This window comes from Pseudomonas sp. St290, from assembly GCF_018325805.1.
GTDB lineage: Bacteria > Pseudomonadota > Gammaproteobacteria > Pseudomonadales > Pseudomonadaceae > Aquipseudomonas > Aquipseudomonas bijieensis.
Genome location: NZ_AP014703.1, coordinates 2,280,459 through 2,297,938, shown reverse-complemented (window position 1 = coordinate 2,297,938; position 17,480 = coordinate 2,280,459). Strand labels below are relative to the sequence as shown.

The window sequence follows — 17,480 nt, the reverse complement described above, 5'->3', positions numbered from 1 at the left end:
GAAGAGACTTTATCCCCCTGGTGCTTACCGCTACAGTGGCGCACAAGACACTCTGTGGGAATTTTCCGCCAAATGCAGCCTACTCCTGGTCTGGTCGCGATCCTCGCCTACGACGGCCTGTGCACTTTCGAATTCGGTGTTGCCGTCGAGATCTTCGGATTGGAGCGACCGGAATTCGATTTCCCCTGGTACGCGCATCGGATCGTCGCGGTCGATGAAGGGCCGATGCGCGCCATGGGCGGCTTCCAGGTATTGGCCGATGGCGGCATGGAACTGCTCGAAACCGCTCGGACCATTGTCGTGCCAGGTTGGCGCAGCCGCAGCGAGCCACCGTCCCCGGCGTTGCTCGAGGCGCTGCGCAGGGCCCACGCCCGTGGTGCGCGCCTGCTGTCGATCTGCTCCGGGGCCTTCGTACTCGCCGCCGCCGGGCTGCTCGATGGCCTGGGCGCCACGACGCATTGGCGCTACACCGACGAACTGGCCGCAAGCTTTCCCGCCGTGCGGGTAGACCCGGATGTGCTGTATGTGGATTCAGGACAGGTCATCACCTCGGCGGGCAGCGCCGCCGGTATCGATGCCTGCCTGCACCTGGTGGCACGGGACTATGGTGTCCAGGTCGCCAACTCCGTGGCGCGCCGATTGGTGATGTCGCCGCAACGTACGGGCGGCCAGGCCCAGTTCATTCCCTCACCGGTCAGCCGCACGCCACGCAGCGACCTGTCGAGCGTCATGCAATGGGCTCGCGAACGCCTGCATGAACCACTCGGCGTGCGCGAACTGGCCAGCCAGGCGGCCATGAGCGAACGCACCTTCCTGCGCCATTTCACCCAGGCCTGCGGCGTGTCGCCCAAGGCCTGGCTGCAACATGAACGTCTGGCCCGGGCCCGTGAGCTACTGGAAAGCACCGGGGACAACACCGACAACATCGCACAACTGTGTGGCTACCGCTCGGTGGAAAGCTTTCGCGTGGCGTTTCGCAGCGTCGTGGGGTTGGCGCCGTCGGTGTATCGGGAGCGGTTTGGGCGGGGGTAAGTAGCCCATTGGTGATGGAATTGTCGAACGCTGTCATGGCGAGCGAATATATGTGGGAGCAGAGCTTGCTCGCGATATGAGCGCCTCGATTTCTTGAAGCCCTCATCGCCTGTATCGCGGGCAAGCCTTGCTCCCACATACCCCTCGCCACAGGTTGATGGGCAAGCATCATTGGGGCTTGCGCAACAAATACGTATCCATGATCCACCCATTCGCCTCGCGCGCAGCCTTGCGGGTGCGTTCGATGTCATCGGCCACGTCTCCCAGTCGGCCGGCGATAAGGATTTCATCCGGCGTGCCCACATAGGCGCCCCAGTAAATCTGCGTATCGGGATCGCTCACCTGGCGATAGGCGTCCTCGGCATCGAGCATCACCACCATACTCGCCGCATTACCCACCTGCCCTGCCGCCAACCGGCGTCCAGTGGTGATTTCCAGCGCACCACCAATGCTGTTCAACGGCACTTTGTGCCGGGCGGCAAGGGCCTGGACACTGGTGATACCGGGGATCACCTCGAATTCGAAAACGCAGCGGCCCGCATCGAGGATCGCCTGCAGGATGCGCACGGTACTGTCGTACAACGCCGGATCGCCCCACACCAGAAAACCACCCCGCTGACCGTCGGACAGTTCTTCACCGATCAAGCGTTCGAAGGTGGCCTGTTTAGCCCGGTTCAACGCTTCGACGCTGTCCTCGTAGTCCAGGTCGCCGCGTTGGCGCTCCGGGCTGTCGGCTTCGACGAAACGGTAGGTGCGATCAACGATGTAGCGTCGACAGATTTCACGCCGCAGGTCCAACAGTTTGTCCTTGGCCGGGCCCTTGTCCATGAGAAAGACCACGTCCAAGCGGTTCAAGGCTTTCACTGCCTGGATCGTCAAGTGCTCCGGATCGCCGGCCCCAATGCCAATGACTGACAACATCTTCATCGTGGCTACTCCTGGCCAGGTCCCTGGGTGCGCAATCGCCATACGCCGTTGAAACGCAGTTCGAGGGTGGACAACGGTTCGATGTCGATCCGGTTGAATGTGGCGGCCGGGCAACCCAGGACATTCACCAGGGCTGCACGTATGACGAAGGGGTGGGTGACGGCCAGCAGATGTCCTGGTCGGTTTTCCAGGTCGGTCAGCCAATCAGCCACGCGGCGACACAACTGGGCGACAGATTCACCGCCGTGGGGGGCCGCCTCGGCATCGTCGAGCCAGGTTTGCACGGCTTGCGGTTCAGCCTTGAGCAACTCATCGATGGACAGCCCGCGCCAGCGTCCCAGATCGCAATCGACCAGGGCCGGGTCCACCCGGGGTTCGTCGCCGAACAAGGCGGCGGTCTGACGAGTACGCAACTCCGGCCCGCACAGCAGTTGCCGGACATTTCGGTAGCGCTGGGCAACCTGCGCTGAACGCGCCAGCCATTCGGCGTCCAACGATTCGTCCAGACCGAAGCGCGCCTGCTTCTGGGCGACGGTGCGAGCGTGGCAGATCAAGGTCAGTCGAGTGGCTTGCACGCTGGATACTCAGGCAATCGGAAGGGGCGCATGGACGGGATATTCATGCATTTAGTTGTACAGCACCTTATACGAAATCAAATAACCGAGACAAAAAGGCGCTATATCCGACATCACCAGAAGCATCGGCTGACATACCTGGTCTACCCAGTCAGGACCAACTCCTACAGGGGTTTCGCACAATTCTGGAGCATTTTAAACGGAACGTAAAAACCGCTGGACATGTAGCACCAGCTACATAAATACTGTTTTCAGGAGTTATGAAAGAAATTCAACACCCATCCCGGCAAGGAGCACGGATGCCACCCCTCAGAGACCTGATCACTGATCCCGGCCTGGTTTTGACGCCGTCGGAACGCAAGGTCGTACGTGCCCTGCTCGATCACTACCCACGCAACGGCCTCGGTCCGATGTCACGCCTGGCAGACCATGCCGGCGTCAGCGACCCGACCATCGTGCGGCTGGTGAAAAAGCTCGGGTTTGGCGGTTATGCCGAATTCCAGGATGCTCTGCTCAGTGACATGGACCATCGCCTGCGCTCCCCACGCACTCTGTTGCAACCGCGGGCCAAATTGCAGCAAGGCGATACCTGGAGCCAGTACCTGGCCGCCAGTCAACGCAAGCTCATCGACACCCAGGCCCTGACCCAACCCGAAGACGTGCGCATTCTTGTGCAGTGGCTGCTCGACAGCCGCCATCAGGTGCATTGCTTCGGCGGGCGCTTCAGCAGCTTCCTGGCCCACTATCTGCTCAACCATTTGCGTCTGCTGCGCGCTGGCTGTTTCGCCCTGGACGATAACGCCCAACTGCCCGACCGGCTGTTCGACGTGCAACGCCAGGACGTGGTGCTGATCTTCGATTACCGTCGCTACCAGGCCCAAGCCCTGCGCGTGGCCAGCGCGGCCAAGGAGCGCCACGCCCGCGTCGTGCTGTTCAGCGACGTCTATGCCTCGCCCTTGCGCGAGCTGGCCGACCTGATCATCAGCGCCCCGGTGGAATCGATCTCAGCCTTCGACAGCCTGGTGCCGGCGCTGGCCCAGGTCGAGGCACTGATCGCCTGCCTGACCCTGCAATGTCCCGAACTGGCCGAACGCCTGGAAGGCATCGACGCCTTGCGCACGGAATTCAACACGCACCTGTTGGAGGAAAAATAAGGATGTTCTCGCTCCCCCACCGCTCCCCTCGAGATTTGCCGTTCACTCGCGACCACACTGCATTGCTGCTCGTGGACATGCAACGCGCCTGGCTGGAACCGCAATTCGATGCCCACCTGCACACCCGGGAGGCCGAGTACTTCATCCATCGGGCGCGCCAGCAGGTCATCCCCAACCAGCAGCGCATGCTCAATGCGATGCGAAAAGCACAGCACAACGTGTTGCACACCCACATCGAAAGCCTCACCGCCGATGGCCGCGACCGTTCCCTGGACCACAAGCTGTCGGACATGCACCTGCCCAAGGGCAGCCCAGAGGCGCAGATCATTGCCGAACTGGCGCCGCTGGAAAACGAAATCGTGCTGCCCAAGACCTCCTCCGGGGTTTTCAATTCCACCAACATCGACTACGTGCTGCGCAACCTGCAGACCCGACACCTGATCGTTGCCGGCATCGTCACCGACCAGTGCGTCGACATGGCCGTGCGCGACGCCGCCGACCGCGGCTACCTGGTCACGCTGGTGGAAGATGCCTGCGCCACTTACACCGAACAACGGCACCTGGCATGCCTGAACGCGATCAAAGGCTATTGCTGGATCACCGATACCGACACGGTACTCGCGCGTTTGCAGGAGATGCAGCCGTGAGCCGCCTCGATACTGCTAGCGTCCTCGCCCCGTTGCCCGTCACGACGCTGGTGACCACCGACCTGATCGGCGTGACCCGTGGGCGCTCGTTTCCCAGCGATGAATTGCCCCACTACGTCACCGCCGGTTGTGGCTGGGTGCCGGCCAACAGCGCGCTGACGCCCCAGGACATCATCGCTTCGACCAACCCCTGGGGCGCCTATGGCGACCTGCGACTGGTGCCGGACCTGTCCAGCCGGGTAACCGTCAACAACGGCCCCGACGCCCAGGCGCCCGCCCTGGACTTCATCCATTGCGACATCCGGGAGACCGATGGCCGCCGCTGGAGCGCCTGCCCGCGCACGCTGCTGCAGGACGAAGTGGAGCGTTATCGCGCCGACCTGGGCTTGCAGGTTTTCGCCGCGTTCGAACATGAATTCAACCTGGTGACCACGCCTGCGCAGCCTGATCGACTGGCCTTCAGCCTCCAGGCCCAGCGCCAGCAGGCCGGGTTCGCCGGGTGGTTGCTCAGCGCCCTGCGCGCTGGCGGCGTCGAACCGGAAATGTTCCTACCTGAATATGGCAAGCAGCAATACGAGATCACTTGCCGCCCGACCTTGGGCGTGGCTGCTGCCGACCGAGCCGTGAACGTACGGGAAATCACCCGCGAGATCGCCCGGCAAATGGGCCTGGAAGTGAGCTTCGCCCCCAAGACCTCGGAACATGCCGTGTGCAACGGCGTGCATTTGCACCTGAGCCTGCAAGACCTGAGCGCAGACCCGGTGCTGCATGACGCCGCCAGCAGCAACGGCTTGTCCAGCCTCGGCCAGCATTGGGCCGCCGGGGTGCTGCACTACCTGCCGGCGCTGTGTGCGCTGACCGCGCCGACGCCAGTGTCCTACGAGCGGCTGCAACCGCATCACTGGAGCGCATCCTATGCGTGCCTGGGACAGCGCAACCGCGAAGCGGCGCTACGTATCTGCCCAACCGTGAGCCTGGGTGGAAAACCGCTGGCGAACCAGTACAACCTGGAGTTCCGCGCCATGGACGCCAGCGCCTCGCCGCACCTGGCGATGGCAGCGCTGTTGATCGCCGGGCGACTGGGCATCCAGCAACGACTGGCGTTGAACGCTGTCACCGATGAAATACCCGATGAGCTGGATGAAGCACAACGTCGTGCCCGTGGCATTATCGCCTTGCCGACAACCCTGGCCGAGGCACTGGACTGCCTTCGCCACAGCGGGGCGCTGCTCGAAACCCTGCCCGGCCCGCTGGTCGAAACCTACTTCGCCTTGAAGGCCCAGGAGCTGGCCTTGACCCAGGCGCTGTCATCTGCCGAGCGTTGTGAGCACTATGCACGAATCTATTGAATGTGCTGAATCAGGTCTCTACACCAAGCCACCTTACCGGCTGGCCCGGGAGGAGTCCGAACATCCGGTGCTGCTGGTGTGCGAACATGCCAGCCGCTTCATTCCCGGTGCGCTGAATGACCTGGGTCTGGATGAAACGGCGTCCCAGGAGCACATCGCCTGGGATATCGGTGCCCTGGCCTTGGCCGAACGCCTGTCCGAAACCCTCGGCGCAACGTTGCTGTCGGCCAACTATTCACGGCTGCTGATCGACCTCAACCGCCCACTGCACGTGCCGGACAGCATTCCAGCCCAGAGCGAGATCTATCAGGTCCCGGGCAACCATGCCCTGAACGAAGCCACTCGCGAATATCGCCGGCAGTGCCTGTTCCACCCCTTCCATGATCGATTGCGGGCGTTGATCGACCAGCGTCTGACCGCCAAGCGACCGGTGCGCGTGGTGGGCATCCACAGTTTCACCCCGGTGTTCTATGGCCAACCGCGCGCCCTGGAAGCGGGCGTGCTGTTCGGCGAAGCCAAGGAATACGCCCAACGTATCGTCGACGGACTGGGCCGGCACTCACTGCGGGCGGCGGGCAACCAGCCCTACAAGATCAACCCCTTGAGCGACATGACGGTCCCGGTGCACGGCGATGGACGCGGCCTGGATTCGGTATTGATCGAAGTGCGCAACGACCTGTTGCGCAGCCCCGAGGCGGTACGGACCTGGAGTGCCTACCTGGCACCCTTGCTGTAGCGCGGCAGCGGCAGGCTCCCAGCGACAGACAGCAAGCAAGAGCAACCCACAGCTGAAAAGGAAAACGGCTCATGAGCATTGAGGCATTTGGCTACAAACAGGAATTGAAGCGCGGCCTGTCGCTGACAGACCTGGTGGTATACGGGATGATTTTCATGATCCCCATCGCACCGTTCGGCGTGTATGGCTACGTCAACGCCGAAGCACCGGGGATGGTGCCGTTGGCGTACATCATCGGCATGGTGGCGATGCTGTTTACTGCCCTGAGCTACGGCAGCATGGCCCGAGCCTTTCCGGTGGCAGGTTCGGTCTATTCCTACGCGCAACGCGGCCTCAACCCACACGTCGGGTTCATCGCCGGCTGGCTGATGCTGCTGGACTATCTACTGATCCCGCCGCTGCTCTATGTCTACGCCGCCATGGCGCTGAACCATTTGTACCCGGACATTCCCAAGGTCGGTTTCATCCTGGCCTTCCTGGTGAGTGCGACCTTCGTGAACCTGCGGGGCATCACCTTCACTGCGCGGATGAACATCATTTTCCTGCTGGCGCAGTTGGTGGTATTGGGGATTTTCCTGTTCTACGCCTGGAATGCCCTGCACGGTGGGGCTGGAAACGGCCAACTGACCCTGGCGCCGCTGTACAGCCCGGAACACTTCAACTTCGCCCTGCTGATGCAAGCCGTGTCCATCGCAGTATTGTCGTTCCTGGGCTTCGATGCCATTTCCACCCTTGCGGAAGAAATCAAGGGCGACCCGGGCCGCAGCGTCGGCAAGGCGGCGCTGGTGACCTTGCTGGTGATGGGGGCGATTTTCGTGGTGCAAACCTGGATCGCCACGGACCTGGCGGCCGGCATGGGTTTCAAGTCCGCCGACACCGCGTTCTATGAAATCGCTGAACTGGCGGCTGGCAGTTGGCTGGCCACCTTGACCGCGGTTGCCACGGCCCTGGCCTGGGGCGTGGCGGTGGCGATCACCTCCCAGGCGGCCGTGTCGCGCCTGTTGTTCGGCATGGCCCGGGACGGCCAGTTGCCCAAGGTGCTGGCCAAGGTCCATCCCAAACACAACACCCCGTATTTGAGCATCTACCTGGTGGCGGTGCTCTCGCTGCTGATCTGCTACCTGTTCATCGACGCCGTGGACACCCTCACCTCCCTGGTCAACTTCGGCGCCCTGAGCGGCTTCATGTTGCTGCACATCACCGTCATCAACCACTACTGGCGCCGCCAGCAGTCCGGCCAGCTGATTCGCCACTTGATCTGCCCATTGATCGGCTTCGTGATCGTCGCGGCCATCATGTACAACATGGGCGTGGCGGCGCAGAAGCTCGGCCTGATCTGGATTGCCGCGGGCGTGGTCTATCTGTGTGTGCTCAATAAATTCGGCACCCCTGGCACCGTGCCCGATCCGGCCGGTCGGTGAGGGCCGGCGGTCGAAGGATTCGGCCAACCATGGTTACAACGCGTGGACATCGACAGTGATCGTCAAGCCCGGTGCCTGTCACCGGGCTCTTGGAACAGGAGTGCAATCCATGCTGGCCTTACGTCCAGTTCAATTAACCGATCTGCCACAATTGCAACAATTGGCCCGTGACAGCCTGGTGGGCGTCACGTCGCTGCCGGACGATAGCGGGCGCCTGGAGGAAAAGATCCTCGATTCGTGCGCCTCGTTCGAGGCCGATGTGCAGAGCCCTGGCGCAGAGAATTACTTTTTTGTCTTGCAGGACCAGGAATCCGGGCGTCTGGTCGGCTGCTCGGAAATTCTCGCCAGCACCGGTTGCAACGAACCGTTCTACAGCTTGCGCAACCGGCCGTTTTCCAGCGAGTCCCGAGAGCTGAACATCCAGCATGGCGTGCCGGCGCTGTCGCTGTGCCAGGACCTCACCGGGCAGACGCTGCTGCGGAGCTTCCACATCGACGCCGAGCGGGTGCGCACGCCGGAATCGGAGCTGTTGTCCCGGGCCCGGCTGATGTTCATCGCGGCTCACCCGCAACGCTTCGCCGAATCGGTCATCACCGAAATCGTCGGTTTCAGCAGCGAAGACGGCCAGTCGCCTTTCTGGGACGCCATCGGCCAGCACTTCTTCGACCTGCCCTACGTCGAAGCCGAACGGTTGTGTGGCTTGCAGAGCCGCACCTTTCTCGCCGAACTGATGCCGCAGTATCCAATCTACGTACCCATGCTCCCCCCAGCGGCCCAGGCCTGTATCGGCCGGGTCCATCCCGACGGCCAGGAAGCCTTCGACATCCTGGCGCGCGAGGGTTTCGAGACCAACAGCTACGTCGATATCTTCGACGGCGGGCCGACCGTGCATGCCCGTATCGCAAACATTCGCACCATCACGCAAAGTCGAATCGCCACGGCCCGGCAAAGCCGGCAGATTGATGCAAGAGGCCATTACCTGGTGAGCAACGACCGCCTTGGAAACTATCGGGCCATCGTCGCCGGGCTGGACGTCAACACCGAGGGGCCCGTGGCTTTGTCGCCTGACATGCTGGCCGCCCTGGACATCATCGATGGCGAGCGGATCCGGGTGGTTGCCCTATGAACCTCACTCGATCCGTTGGCATGCATCGGCGCCCGGGCCGACACGATGAAGGAGCTGCATCATGATTGTCCGTCCGGTCGCCCTCACCGATCTGCCCGCATTGCTGGACCTGGCCCGTTGCGCAGGCCCCGGTTTCACCAGCCTGCCGGCCAGCGAAGAACGCCTGGCCCACCGCGTTCGCTGGGCCCAGCGGACCTTTGCCGGGCAAGTCGAACGTGCCGACGCCGATTATCTGTTCGTGCTCGAAGACGATGACCGGCAGGTGGTGGGTATCAGCGCCCTGACCGGCGCGGTCGGGCTGCGCGAACCCTGGTACAACTATCGGGTCGGACTGACCGTCAGCTCGGCGCCGGAGCTGGGGATCCAGCGGCAGATCCCGACCCTGTTCCTGAACAATGAGATGTCCGGGCAATCGGAAATCTGCTCGTTGTTCCTGCACCCCGAACAACGCCGTGGCCATAACGGACGTCTGTTGTCCTTGGCGCGCCTGTTGTTCGTTGCCGAATATTCCCAGCTGTTCGGTGAAAAACTGATTGCCGAACTGCGGGGCCATGCCGATGAACAGGGTTGTTCGCCGTTCTGGGACAGCCTGGGAAGGCACTTTTTCAAGAAGGATTTCAGCTACGCCGATCAGTTGTCCGGCATGGGCAACAAATCGTTCATCGCCGAGCTGATGCCACGCCAGCCGCTGTATACCTGTCTGCTCACCGAACAGGCCCAGGCGGTGATCGGCAAGGCTCACCCGAACACCGAGCCGGCCATGAAAATCCTCAGCGCCGAGGGTTTCAGCCACAAAGGCTACATCGATATTTTTGACGGTGGCCCGGTGATCGAGGCGCCGGTGTCGAAGATCCGCACCGTACGCGATAGCCAGGCGCTGACCCTGGTCATTGGCACCCCGGACGAACAGGCACCGGTCTGGCTGATCTACAATCGACGCCTGGAAAATTGCCGTGTCACCAGCGCCCGTGCGCACCAGCATGGCAACAAGCTGCTCGTCGATCGCCTCACCGCCAAACGCCTGCAGGTACAACCGGGCGATACGGTGCGCGCCGTGGCATTGCCCAAGTTGGGGCAGCAGGCGGAGGCGGCGTAGCCCTGGGTATCGCCCAGCGTTGGATAATCAATATCATTAAGCAGCAATACTTCTCCACAATTGCATAATTGCCACTCACTAACTCGAGCCCCATACTTTCGCGCACCGCCCCCACTGTAACGGCAATGTTCATGATCAGAAATCTGATTGCCACAAGACTACCGCCCGAATACGTAGCGCAGACAATCACGACATTAGACATGAGCGCGCAAATCAAGCAATTGATCGAAGACCTGTACGCTCAACAAAATTTTGCTACGGCGCAGTCTCGCCGCGCAACCATCATGAACATGACCAACCCGCACACGGGCACCCTCACATTGCACTGCACGGACATTGGCAATATCAGTATCAAGGCACTTGCGTTCAACAATACTTCTTCGCAACTGTACTCGGTGCCCGGCCAGAGTATTTTATTCGCACTGGATCGCCCCTTCGAAGTCCAGCAATACATCCTTGACGGGCATCAACTTGAAAAAGCTGACACTCGGATCATCGACAACAACAATCCTCTGGTCATCGATGGTAGTCGAACCCTGTTCGACTACTCCCAACAGAGCCGAAAACAGGCGGGGTTGATCGGCAGAATTAACTTTCCCGACCGAAGTTCGGACATCAGCGTATTTGACCGTGCCTCATTGCGCAAAACCGCCTGGCTGCCTCATGACGGCAGTGCCGCCCGGTACCTGGTGAGCCTCGAACTGCTCGAAACAATCCAGGACCCAGGAGGCGCCAGGGTTGCCGGGGAGCTGATCTACCACTATCACCCCGCCGTGGCCTGGAAAGCCTTCCAGATGCTTTATCGGGCTGACCCGCAAAACGCGCTGAACTACGTCCCACTGCTGAAAAAACTCAAAAATACGCGCCTGGACAACTTGCTTCGCCCATTGGAGCAGGCGACATGAAGCTGGAAGCTTTTATTGAGCGCCTGAATACCTATGACCTGCAGCGAGACAGAACCAGAATCATTGCGGATTTGCGTCAGTTGGCGTCAAACCGTTGTTTATTGAGCAATCATCTTTATTCCACCCTCCAGCAAGACGGCTTTAGTACACGCAACAACCTCTATAACGCTTATGGTTTTGTTCTGTATAAAAATTCTTTATTCACCCTTCGCCTGGGGTTTTGGTCCCCGGTAAAGACGCAGGATGAGCGCGAAACTTTCATTTACGACCTGAATCACAGTCACGACTTTGAAATTTATTCGGTCGGCTACAGCGGAGATGGCTACACCACCATTACCCGGGAAATACTCGATGATCTACCCCTGCAAAAAGGTAAAAGACCCCGCTTGGGTAAAGCGCGAAGACTTAAACTTGCGCCAGGAAAAGTCTTGTACATGCCTGCCTTGCGGGTAATCCATAAGCAAATAGCCCCGAACACAATGTCTGCATCCCTCAGTCTGCTTATCCATCCCGAACGTTTGGACAAGATCGACGAAGCCTGGTGTTTTGACAGGAATTATTACCCTCTATACCCCGGCGTAGCGGCGCAAGAAATCGCGTTGTTTACCGATACGCTGTCGCTGCTCGATGCCGGTAGCCCTTCACTGTCCAGTAACCAAAGAAAGGAGGAAGAAACTTGAATAAACTGATGAAAGACTGGGAGCAAGCTCCATTGCTGCGGGCAGGTACCGATGTGGTCGATACCGCGGTCCAATTGACGAACGACACTCACTGCACAATTCCTGGATTCCCCACCCGCTTCAACGTCGGAAACATCCATGAGATCAAGCAACTCTGGAGCCTACCGACCGAAGACTGAATAGCTTGATGGCCTTCACCCGGCTGCAGACTTTCCGGGCCTGCGGCCTTTCTTCGATGCCGTAAACGCATCGCCCATACACATTCGTCATCATCTTTGCGCTTGCCACGTGATAGCCTTTGGATCTTTCGGCGTTGACACTTTTGCTCAAGCCTTTCCATTCCATTGGTGGAACTCATATGTCCAGGCTTTCCCATCAAGATTTGCGTCGTGACTTCCGTCAACTGCTGGCTTCCAAGACCTGCTACCACACCGCATCGGTATTTGACCCCATGTCGGCGCGTATCGCCGCCGACCTGGGTTTTGAAGTGGGCATCCTGGGAGGCTCGGTGGCGTCGTTGCAAGTATTGGGCGCGCCGGACTTCGCTCTGATCACCCTGAGCGAATTTGCCGAACAGGCCACCCGCATCGGCCGCGTGGCCCAACTACCGGTCATTGCCGACGCCGACCACGGCTACGGCAATGCCCTGAACGTGATGCGCACCATCGTCGAACTGGAACGTGCCGGCATTGCGGCGTTGACCATCGAGGACACCTTGCTGCCGGCCCAGTTCGGGCGTAAGTCCACCGACCTGATCAGCGTCGCCGAAGGCGTCGGCAAGATTCGTGCAGCCCTGGAGGCGCGAGTCGATTCGGAAATGGCGATCATTGCCCGGACCAACGCCGGTATTCTGCCGGTCCAGGAAATCATCAGCCGGACCCAGCAATATGAACGTGCCGGGGCGGACGGGATTTGCATGGTGGGCGTGCAGGACTTCGATCACCTGGAGAAGATCAGCGAAAACCTGACGGTGCCGCTGATGCTTGTCACTTATGGCAACCCACTGCTGCGCGACGACAAGCGCCTGGCCGAGTTGGGCGTGCGCGTGACCATCGACGGCCACGGCGCCTATTTCGCCGCGATCAAGGCCACGTATGACAGCCTTCGCGAACAACGGCAGATATTCACCCAGGCGTCAGACCTCAACGCCACCGAACTGACTCATACCTACACCCAGCCCGAGGACTACATCCGCTGGGCCGAGGAGTACATGAGCGTCAAGGAGTAAGAGGACTCGCTCCCACAGGATTAGCCTGTGGGAGCAAAGCTTGCTCGCGATGGCGGTGGTACCTCCTACATTGATGCAAGCTGACCCACCGCTATCGCGAGCAAGCTTTGCTCCCACAGAGGCCCTTGGTGGGCCAGATCCTAGCCCTTGCTACGCAACATCTCCCTGGGCACGTACTTGCCAATCTCGAACTTGCCGATGGCGGCGCGGTGGACTTCATCGGGGCCGTCGGCCAGGCGCAGGGTCCGTTGCATGGCGTACATGTAGGCCAGCGGGAAATCGTTGGAGACCCCGGCGCCACCGTGGATCTGGATCGCCCTGTCGATGACTTTCAAGGCCACATTCGGCGCGACGACCTTGATCTGGGCGATTTCGCTTTTCGCCACTTTATTGCCAACGGTGTCCATCATATACGCCGCCTTCAAGGTCAGCAGGCGCGCCATGTCGATTTCCATTCGCGAGTCGGCAATCTTGTCGACGTTACCGCCCAGGCGCGCCAACGGCTGGCCGAAGGCCGTGCGGCTGACGGCCCGCTTGCACATCAATTCCAAGGCGCGCTCGGCCATGCCGATGGAACGCATGCAGTGATGAATGCGACCAGGACCGAGGCGACCCTGGGCAATTTCGAAACCACGTCCTTCACCCAACAAGACATTTTCGTACGGCACCCGCACATTATCGAACAGCACTTCGGCATGCCCGTGCGGCGCATCGTCGTAGCCGAACACCGGCAGTGGCCGGACGATTTTTACCCCAGGCGTATCCACCGGAACCAGGATCATCGAGTGCTGGGCATGCCGTGGCGCATCGGGATTGCTCAGGCCCATGAAGATCAGGATTTTGCAGCGCGGGTCACAGGCCCCTGAAGTCCACCACTTCTTGCCGTTGATCACCCATTCATCACCGTCACGCTCAGCACGGGCGGCCATGTTGGTGGCGTCCGAGGAGGCGACGTCCGGCTCGGTCATGGCAAAGGCCGAGCGAATCTCGCCGCGCAGCAGTGGCTCGAGCCAGCGCTGCTTTTGTTCGTCATTGGCATAACGCACCAGTACTTCCATGTTGCCGGTGTCCGGCGCCGAGCAGTTGAACGGCTCCGGCCCCAACAGCGAACGGCCCATGATCTCCGCTAATGGCGCATATTCCAGGTTGGTCAGGCCGGCACCCAGCTCGGATTCTGGCAGGAACAGGTTCCACAAACCTTCAGCCTTCGCCTTGGCCTTGAGCTCTTCCATGATGGCCGTGGGTTGCCAGCGGTCGCCTTCGGCCACTTGCCGTTCGAACACCGCTTCGGCTGGGTAGACGTAGGCATCCATGAACGCCGTGACACGTTCACGCAGTTCCTGAACCTTGGGGGAATACGCAAAATCCATGAGCAGCACCTTCTGGGCAGAGGTTGTTTTAGGTCATGAAATCGATGCTAGTTCAGCTACGAAAATTTACCTAACCTATTCTCGGCGTGTATTAACATTCATCACCGATATATGTTTCACTGATTCTCATCGCCACCCGGCACCTCACAACAAGCCCAAGAACAAGAGTGCAGCGCCATGAATCTGAGCAAGGTCGACCTCAACCTTTTCATTGTCTTCGATGCGATCTACACCGAAGCCAACCTGACCCGCGCCGGGCAGATCGTCGGCATCACTCAGCCGGCCGTGTCCAATGCCCTGGCCCGCCTGCGGGAGACCTTCAACGACCCACTCTTCGTGCGCACTGCCCAAGGGATGGTGCCGACGCCCATGGCCCAGAACATCATCGGTCCGGTGCGCAACGCCTTGTCGCTGCTGCGGGTATCGGTGCAGGAAAGCCGGATCTTCAACCCGTTGCAGGCGGTCAAGACCTACCGCATCAGCATGACCGACCTCACTGAAGGCGTGATCCTGCCCCTGCTGTTCCAACGCCTGCGCCGCCTGGCACCGACCGTGGCGATCGAAAGCTTCCTCTCCAAGCGCCGTGAAACCACCAAGGAACTGGCCGCCGGCCGCCTCGATTTCGCCGTCGACGCGCCGCTCAACACCGACCCGCAGGTGCGCCACGTCAAGTTGATGGAAGATCGCTACGTGTGCGCCATGCGCAAGGGCCATCCATTGGCGGGCAAGGAAAAGATCAGCCTCGACGATTACCTGGCCCAGACCCACGTGCATATTTCGAGTCGCCGCAACGGCCTGGGTTATGTCGACCTGGCCCTCGGCAAGATGGGCATCCAGCGCAAGATCGCCCTGCGCTCCCAGCACTACCTGATGGCCTCCCAGGTGCTACAGCAGACCGATATGGTCATGACCGTTCCCGAACGCTTTGCCCGTCGTCACGATTTGCACGCCTTCCTGCTCCCGGTCAACGACGTGCCACCGGTGGAAACCCACTTGTACTGGCACGAAAGCACCGACCAGGACCCCGCCAACCGCTGGATGCGCGAGCAGATGATCGAGCTGTGCCAGCAGGTGACGGCCCATGAGAAGAAGCTCGATAAGGTGGTGTAAGGCTATAGACCGCGTCATCGTTCTTCGCGAGCAAGCCCGCTCCCACAGGTTGTGCGCCGTACACAAATGCAGCGTGCACTCAGACCAATGTGGGAGCGGGCTTGCTCGCGAAGGGGCCCGCACGGACAACACACCTGCGACTGCTTGACGCGAACGTCAACCTGCCATTAGCTTAGCGCCAGTCCCTTTCGTTTCGAGCGCGTTCATGAGCAGTCAGACCTACAGCATCTCCGACCTCGCCCGCGAGCTGGATATCACCACCCGGGCCATCCGCTTCTATGAAGAACAAGGCCTGTTGAGCCCGGAGCGACGGGGCCAGGAACGTATTTACTCGCCGCGGGACAAGGTCAGCCTGAAGTTGATCCTGCGGGGCAAACGCATCGGTTTTTCCCTGGCCGAGTGCCGCGAGCTGATCGAACTCTACGATCCCTCCAGCGGCAATCAGAAGCAGTTGCACAGCATGCTGGCGAAAATCGCCGAGCGCCGGGAACAACTCGAACAGCAATTGCTGGACATCGAACAGATGAAGCTGGAACTCGACACCGCTGAAGAACGCTGTATCCAGGCGCTGGAGCAAACGATCAAAGGCGAGGAAATCGTCCAGTAACACTTTCTAAAAAACTGTGGGAGCGAGCCTGCTCGCTCCCACAATGGCTCATCATTGCTCTCGATATATTGGCACCCCCCACCACAGGTCAATCCCCATGTCCCTCCCCTCCTTTGTACGCTTGATCGAAGTCGGCCCTCGTGACGGCCTGCAGAATGAAGCACAGCCCATCAGCGTCGCCGACAAGGTGCGCCTGGTAGATGCCTTGAGCGCCGCCGGCCTGGGCTACATCGAAGTCGGCAGTTTCGTCTCGCCCAAGTGGGTGCCACAAATGGCCGGCTCCGCCGAGGTGTTCGCGCAGATCCAACGCAAGCCGGGTGTGACCTATGGCGCTCTGGCACCAAACCTACGGGGCTTTGAAGACGCGCTGGCGGCGGGCGTAAAAGAAGTCGCGGTATTCGCCGCCGCGTCCGAAGCGTTCTCCCAGCGCAACATCAACTGCTCTATCAAGGAAAGCCTGGAGCGCTTCGCGCCGATCATGGAGGCCGCCAGGCAGCACGGCGTCAGTGTGCGCGGCTACGTGTCCTGCGTACTGGGCTGCCCCTATGAAGGTGCGGTCAAGCCTGAGCAGGTGGCTTGGGTCGCTCGGGAACTGTATGCGATGGGCTGCTACGAGGTCTCCCTGGGTGACACCATCGGCACAGGCACCGCTGGCGCCACACGCCGGATGTTCGAAGTGGTGGGCGCCGAGGTGCCGCGGGACAAGCTCGCCGGACACTTCCACGATACCTACGGCCAGGCCATGGCCAACGTGTACGCCAGCCTGCTGGAAGGCATCGCGGTGTTCGACAGCTCCATCGCCGGCCTTGGCGGCTGCCCTTATGCCAAGGGCGCCAGCGGTAACGTTGCCACCGAAGACGTGCTGTACCTGCTCGATGGGCTGGGTATCGAAACCGGTGTCGATCTGAATGCCCTGATTGCCGCGGGTCGGCAGATCTGTGATGTGCTCGGTCGTCCTAGCGGGTCGCGTGTCGCCAAGGCCCGTAGCGCACAGTGAGGTGTTACCGCTGGCTTTGTAACAGCGGCGAAACGAGTAACACGGAAACAATTTGTCAGGTTTGGCCCGTCAGCTTTTTCAGCCTAAAAACACAACTCATTGATTTATATGAGTTTTTAAAAGTTGGCACGCCACCTGCTATATCTCTGGCATAACAAGAATAAAAAAACGCAGCAAACCCAATAAAAACAAGACGAAACGACTCTGACATAACAAAAACAACACGGCAGAGACGCAGCTAACAGATTTTTTTGGAGAAGATGTGCTTTTCAGGGTGCTTCCAGAAGCAACCCGCAACCGGGCAGAGAATAATAAAACTACCTTCAGGTAGCTCCCGAATCGGTTGGATCGCAAGGCGAAAAAGCAGATCAGCGCTCAAAAAAATACGTTTGCTCTTGATCCCGGATGGGGATCGCCAAAAACAGCGGTAAAGGGCCACGGCTGCCAAAAACAACAACAGGCCGCCCCTCAATAATAAAAAAAGAGCACGCGACGACAAAATTAAAGGGGAGCTTCGGCT

At 60.2% G+C, this 17,480-nt stretch carries 18 protein-coding genes; 15 read left to right on the top strand and 3 right to left on the bottom strand.

Features of this window, described 5'->3' with window-relative positions; all coding sequences use genetic code 11:
- Positions 1-72: 72 nt before the first annotated feature.
- A complete protein-coding gene (gene ftrA, locus PBDP_RS10115) occupies positions 73-1,032 on the top strand; it encodes a transcriptional regulator FtrA (RefSeq protein ID WP_109751689.1) in 960 nt (319 codons plus the stop codon).
- Between the two features lie 168 nt (positions 1,033-1,200).
- Here ftrA and cobF read toward each other — a convergent pair whose 3' ends face one another.
- Both cobF and PBDP_RS10105 read right to left on the bottom strand, forming a co-directional pair.
- The gene (gene cobF / locus PBDP_RS10110) at positions 1,201-1,959 is read right to left on the bottom strand and encodes a precorrin-6A synthase (deacetylating) (protein ID WP_212802180.1); all 759 of its coding nucleotides are present in this window, start codon (positions 1,957-1,959) and stop codon (positions 1,201-1,203) included.
- Positions 1,960-1,964: 5 nt separating this feature from the next.
- Complete coding sequence (locus PBDP_RS10105; protein ID WP_163854557.1) at positions 1,965-2,534, bottom strand: histidine phosphatase family protein; 570 nt, start codon at positions 2,532-2,534, stop codon at positions 1,965-1,967.
- Between the two features lie 299 nt (positions 2,535-2,833).
- On the opposite strand from PBDP_RS10105, the gene PBDP_RS10100 reads away from it, so the two are divergent.
- From PBDP_RS10100 to PBDP_RS10050, 11 genes are all read left to right on the top strand, one after another.
- Complete coding sequence (locus tag PBDP_RS10100) at positions 2,834-3,688, top strand: MurR/RpiR family transcriptional regulator (RefSeq protein ID WP_109751686.1); 855 nt, start codon at positions 2,834-2,836, stop codon at positions 3,686-3,688.
- A gap of 2 nt (positions 3,689-3,690) precedes the next feature.
- Positions 3,691-4,335, top strand: coding sequence for a cysteine hydrolase family protein (locus PBDP_RS10095; protein ID WP_116831925.1), 645 nt, complete (start codon positions 3,691-3,693; stop codon positions 4,333-4,335).
- Positions 4,332-5,684 carry a type I glutamate--ammonia ligase gene (locus tag PBDP_RS10090; protein WP_212802179.1) on the top strand — a complete coding sequence of 451 codons (1,353 nt, stop codon included), beginning with the start codon at positions 4,332-4,334 and terminating at the stop codon, positions 5,682-5,684. The genes PBDP_RS10095 and PBDP_RS10090 overlap by 4 nt, the downstream gene beginning before the upstream one ends.
- Entirely contained in the window at positions 5,668-6,420 is a 753-nt protein-coding gene (locus PBDP_RS10085) for an N-formylglutamate amidohydrolase (RefSeq protein WP_212802178.1), read from the top strand. Before PBDP_RS10090 ends, PBDP_RS10085 begins: the two co-directional genes overlap by 17 nt.
- Positions 6,421-6,491: 71 nt before the next feature.
- Entirely contained in the window at positions 6,492-7,841 is a 1,350-nt protein-coding gene (locus PBDP_RS10080) for an APC family permease (protein ID WP_116831922.1), read from the top strand.
- Positions 7,842-7,950: 109 nt separating this feature from the next.
- The gene (locus tag PBDP_RS10075; RefSeq protein ID WP_212802177.1) at positions 7,951-8,967 is read left to right on the top strand and encodes an arginine N-succinyltransferase; all 1,017 of its coding nucleotides are present in this window, start codon (positions 7,951-7,953) and stop codon (positions 8,965-8,967) included.
- Between the two features lie 61 nt (positions 8,968-9,028).
- Positions 9,029-10,063, top strand: a complete 1,035-nt coding sequence (astA, locus tag PBDP_RS10070) for an arginine N-succinyltransferase (protein WP_212802176.1) — start codon at positions 9,029-9,031, stop codon at positions 10,061-10,063.
- Between the two features lie 200 nt (positions 10,064-10,263).
- Entirely contained in the window at positions 10,264-10,968 is a 705-nt protein-coding gene (locus PBDP_RS10065) for a hypothetical protein (RefSeq protein ID WP_212802175.1), read from the top strand.
- On the top strand, positions 10,965-11,648 hold the full coding sequence (locus PBDP_RS10060) for a transposase (RefSeq protein ID WP_212802174.1): 684 nt from the start codon (positions 10,965-10,967) through the stop codon (positions 11,646-11,648). Before PBDP_RS10065 ends, PBDP_RS10060 begins: the two co-directional genes overlap by 4 nt.
- Positions 11,645-11,827, top strand: coding sequence for a hypothetical protein (locus PBDP_RS10055; protein WP_116831917.1), 183 nt, complete (start codon positions 11,645-11,647; stop codon positions 11,825-11,827). Before PBDP_RS10060 ends, PBDP_RS10055 begins: the two co-directional genes overlap by 4 nt.
- Positions 11,828-12,006: 179 nt before the next feature.
- A complete protein-coding gene (locus PBDP_RS10050) occupies positions 12,007-12,876 on the top strand; it encodes an oxaloacetate decarboxylase (RefSeq protein ID WP_109751675.1) in 870 nt (289 codons plus the stop codon).
- Between the two features lie 140 nt (positions 12,877-13,016).
- On the opposite strand, the gene PBDP_RS10045 is transcribed toward PBDP_RS10050, so the two are convergent.
- Positions 13,017-14,246, bottom strand: coding sequence for an acyl-CoA dehydrogenase (locus PBDP_RS10045; protein WP_212802173.1), 1,230 nt, complete (start codon positions 14,244-14,246; stop codon positions 13,017-13,019).
- 177 nt (positions 14,247-14,423) lie between these two features.
- Between PBDP_RS10045 and PBDP_RS10040 the strand changes: the two genes are divergently transcribed.
- From PBDP_RS10040 to PBDP_RS10030, 3 genes are all read left to right on the top strand, one after another.
- On the top strand, positions 14,424-15,356 hold the full coding sequence (locus tag PBDP_RS10040) for a LysR family transcriptional regulator (protein WP_018611524.1): 933 nt from the start codon (positions 14,424-14,426) through the stop codon (positions 15,354-15,356).
- A 205-nt stretch (positions 15,357-15,561) separates the two neighbouring features.
- On the top strand, positions 15,562-15,963 hold the full coding sequence (locus tag PBDP_RS10035; protein WP_057447765.1) for a MerR family transcriptional regulator: 402 nt from the start codon (positions 15,562-15,564) through the stop codon (positions 15,961-15,963).
- 97 nt (positions 15,964-16,060) lie between these two features.
- Positions 16,061-16,960: a hydroxymethylglutaryl-CoA lyase gene (locus PBDP_RS10030; protein WP_109751672.1), complete on the top strand. Its 900-nt coding sequence runs from the start codon at positions 16,061-16,063 to the stop codon at positions 16,958-16,960.
- Positions 16,961-17,480 lie beyond the last annotated feature (520 nt).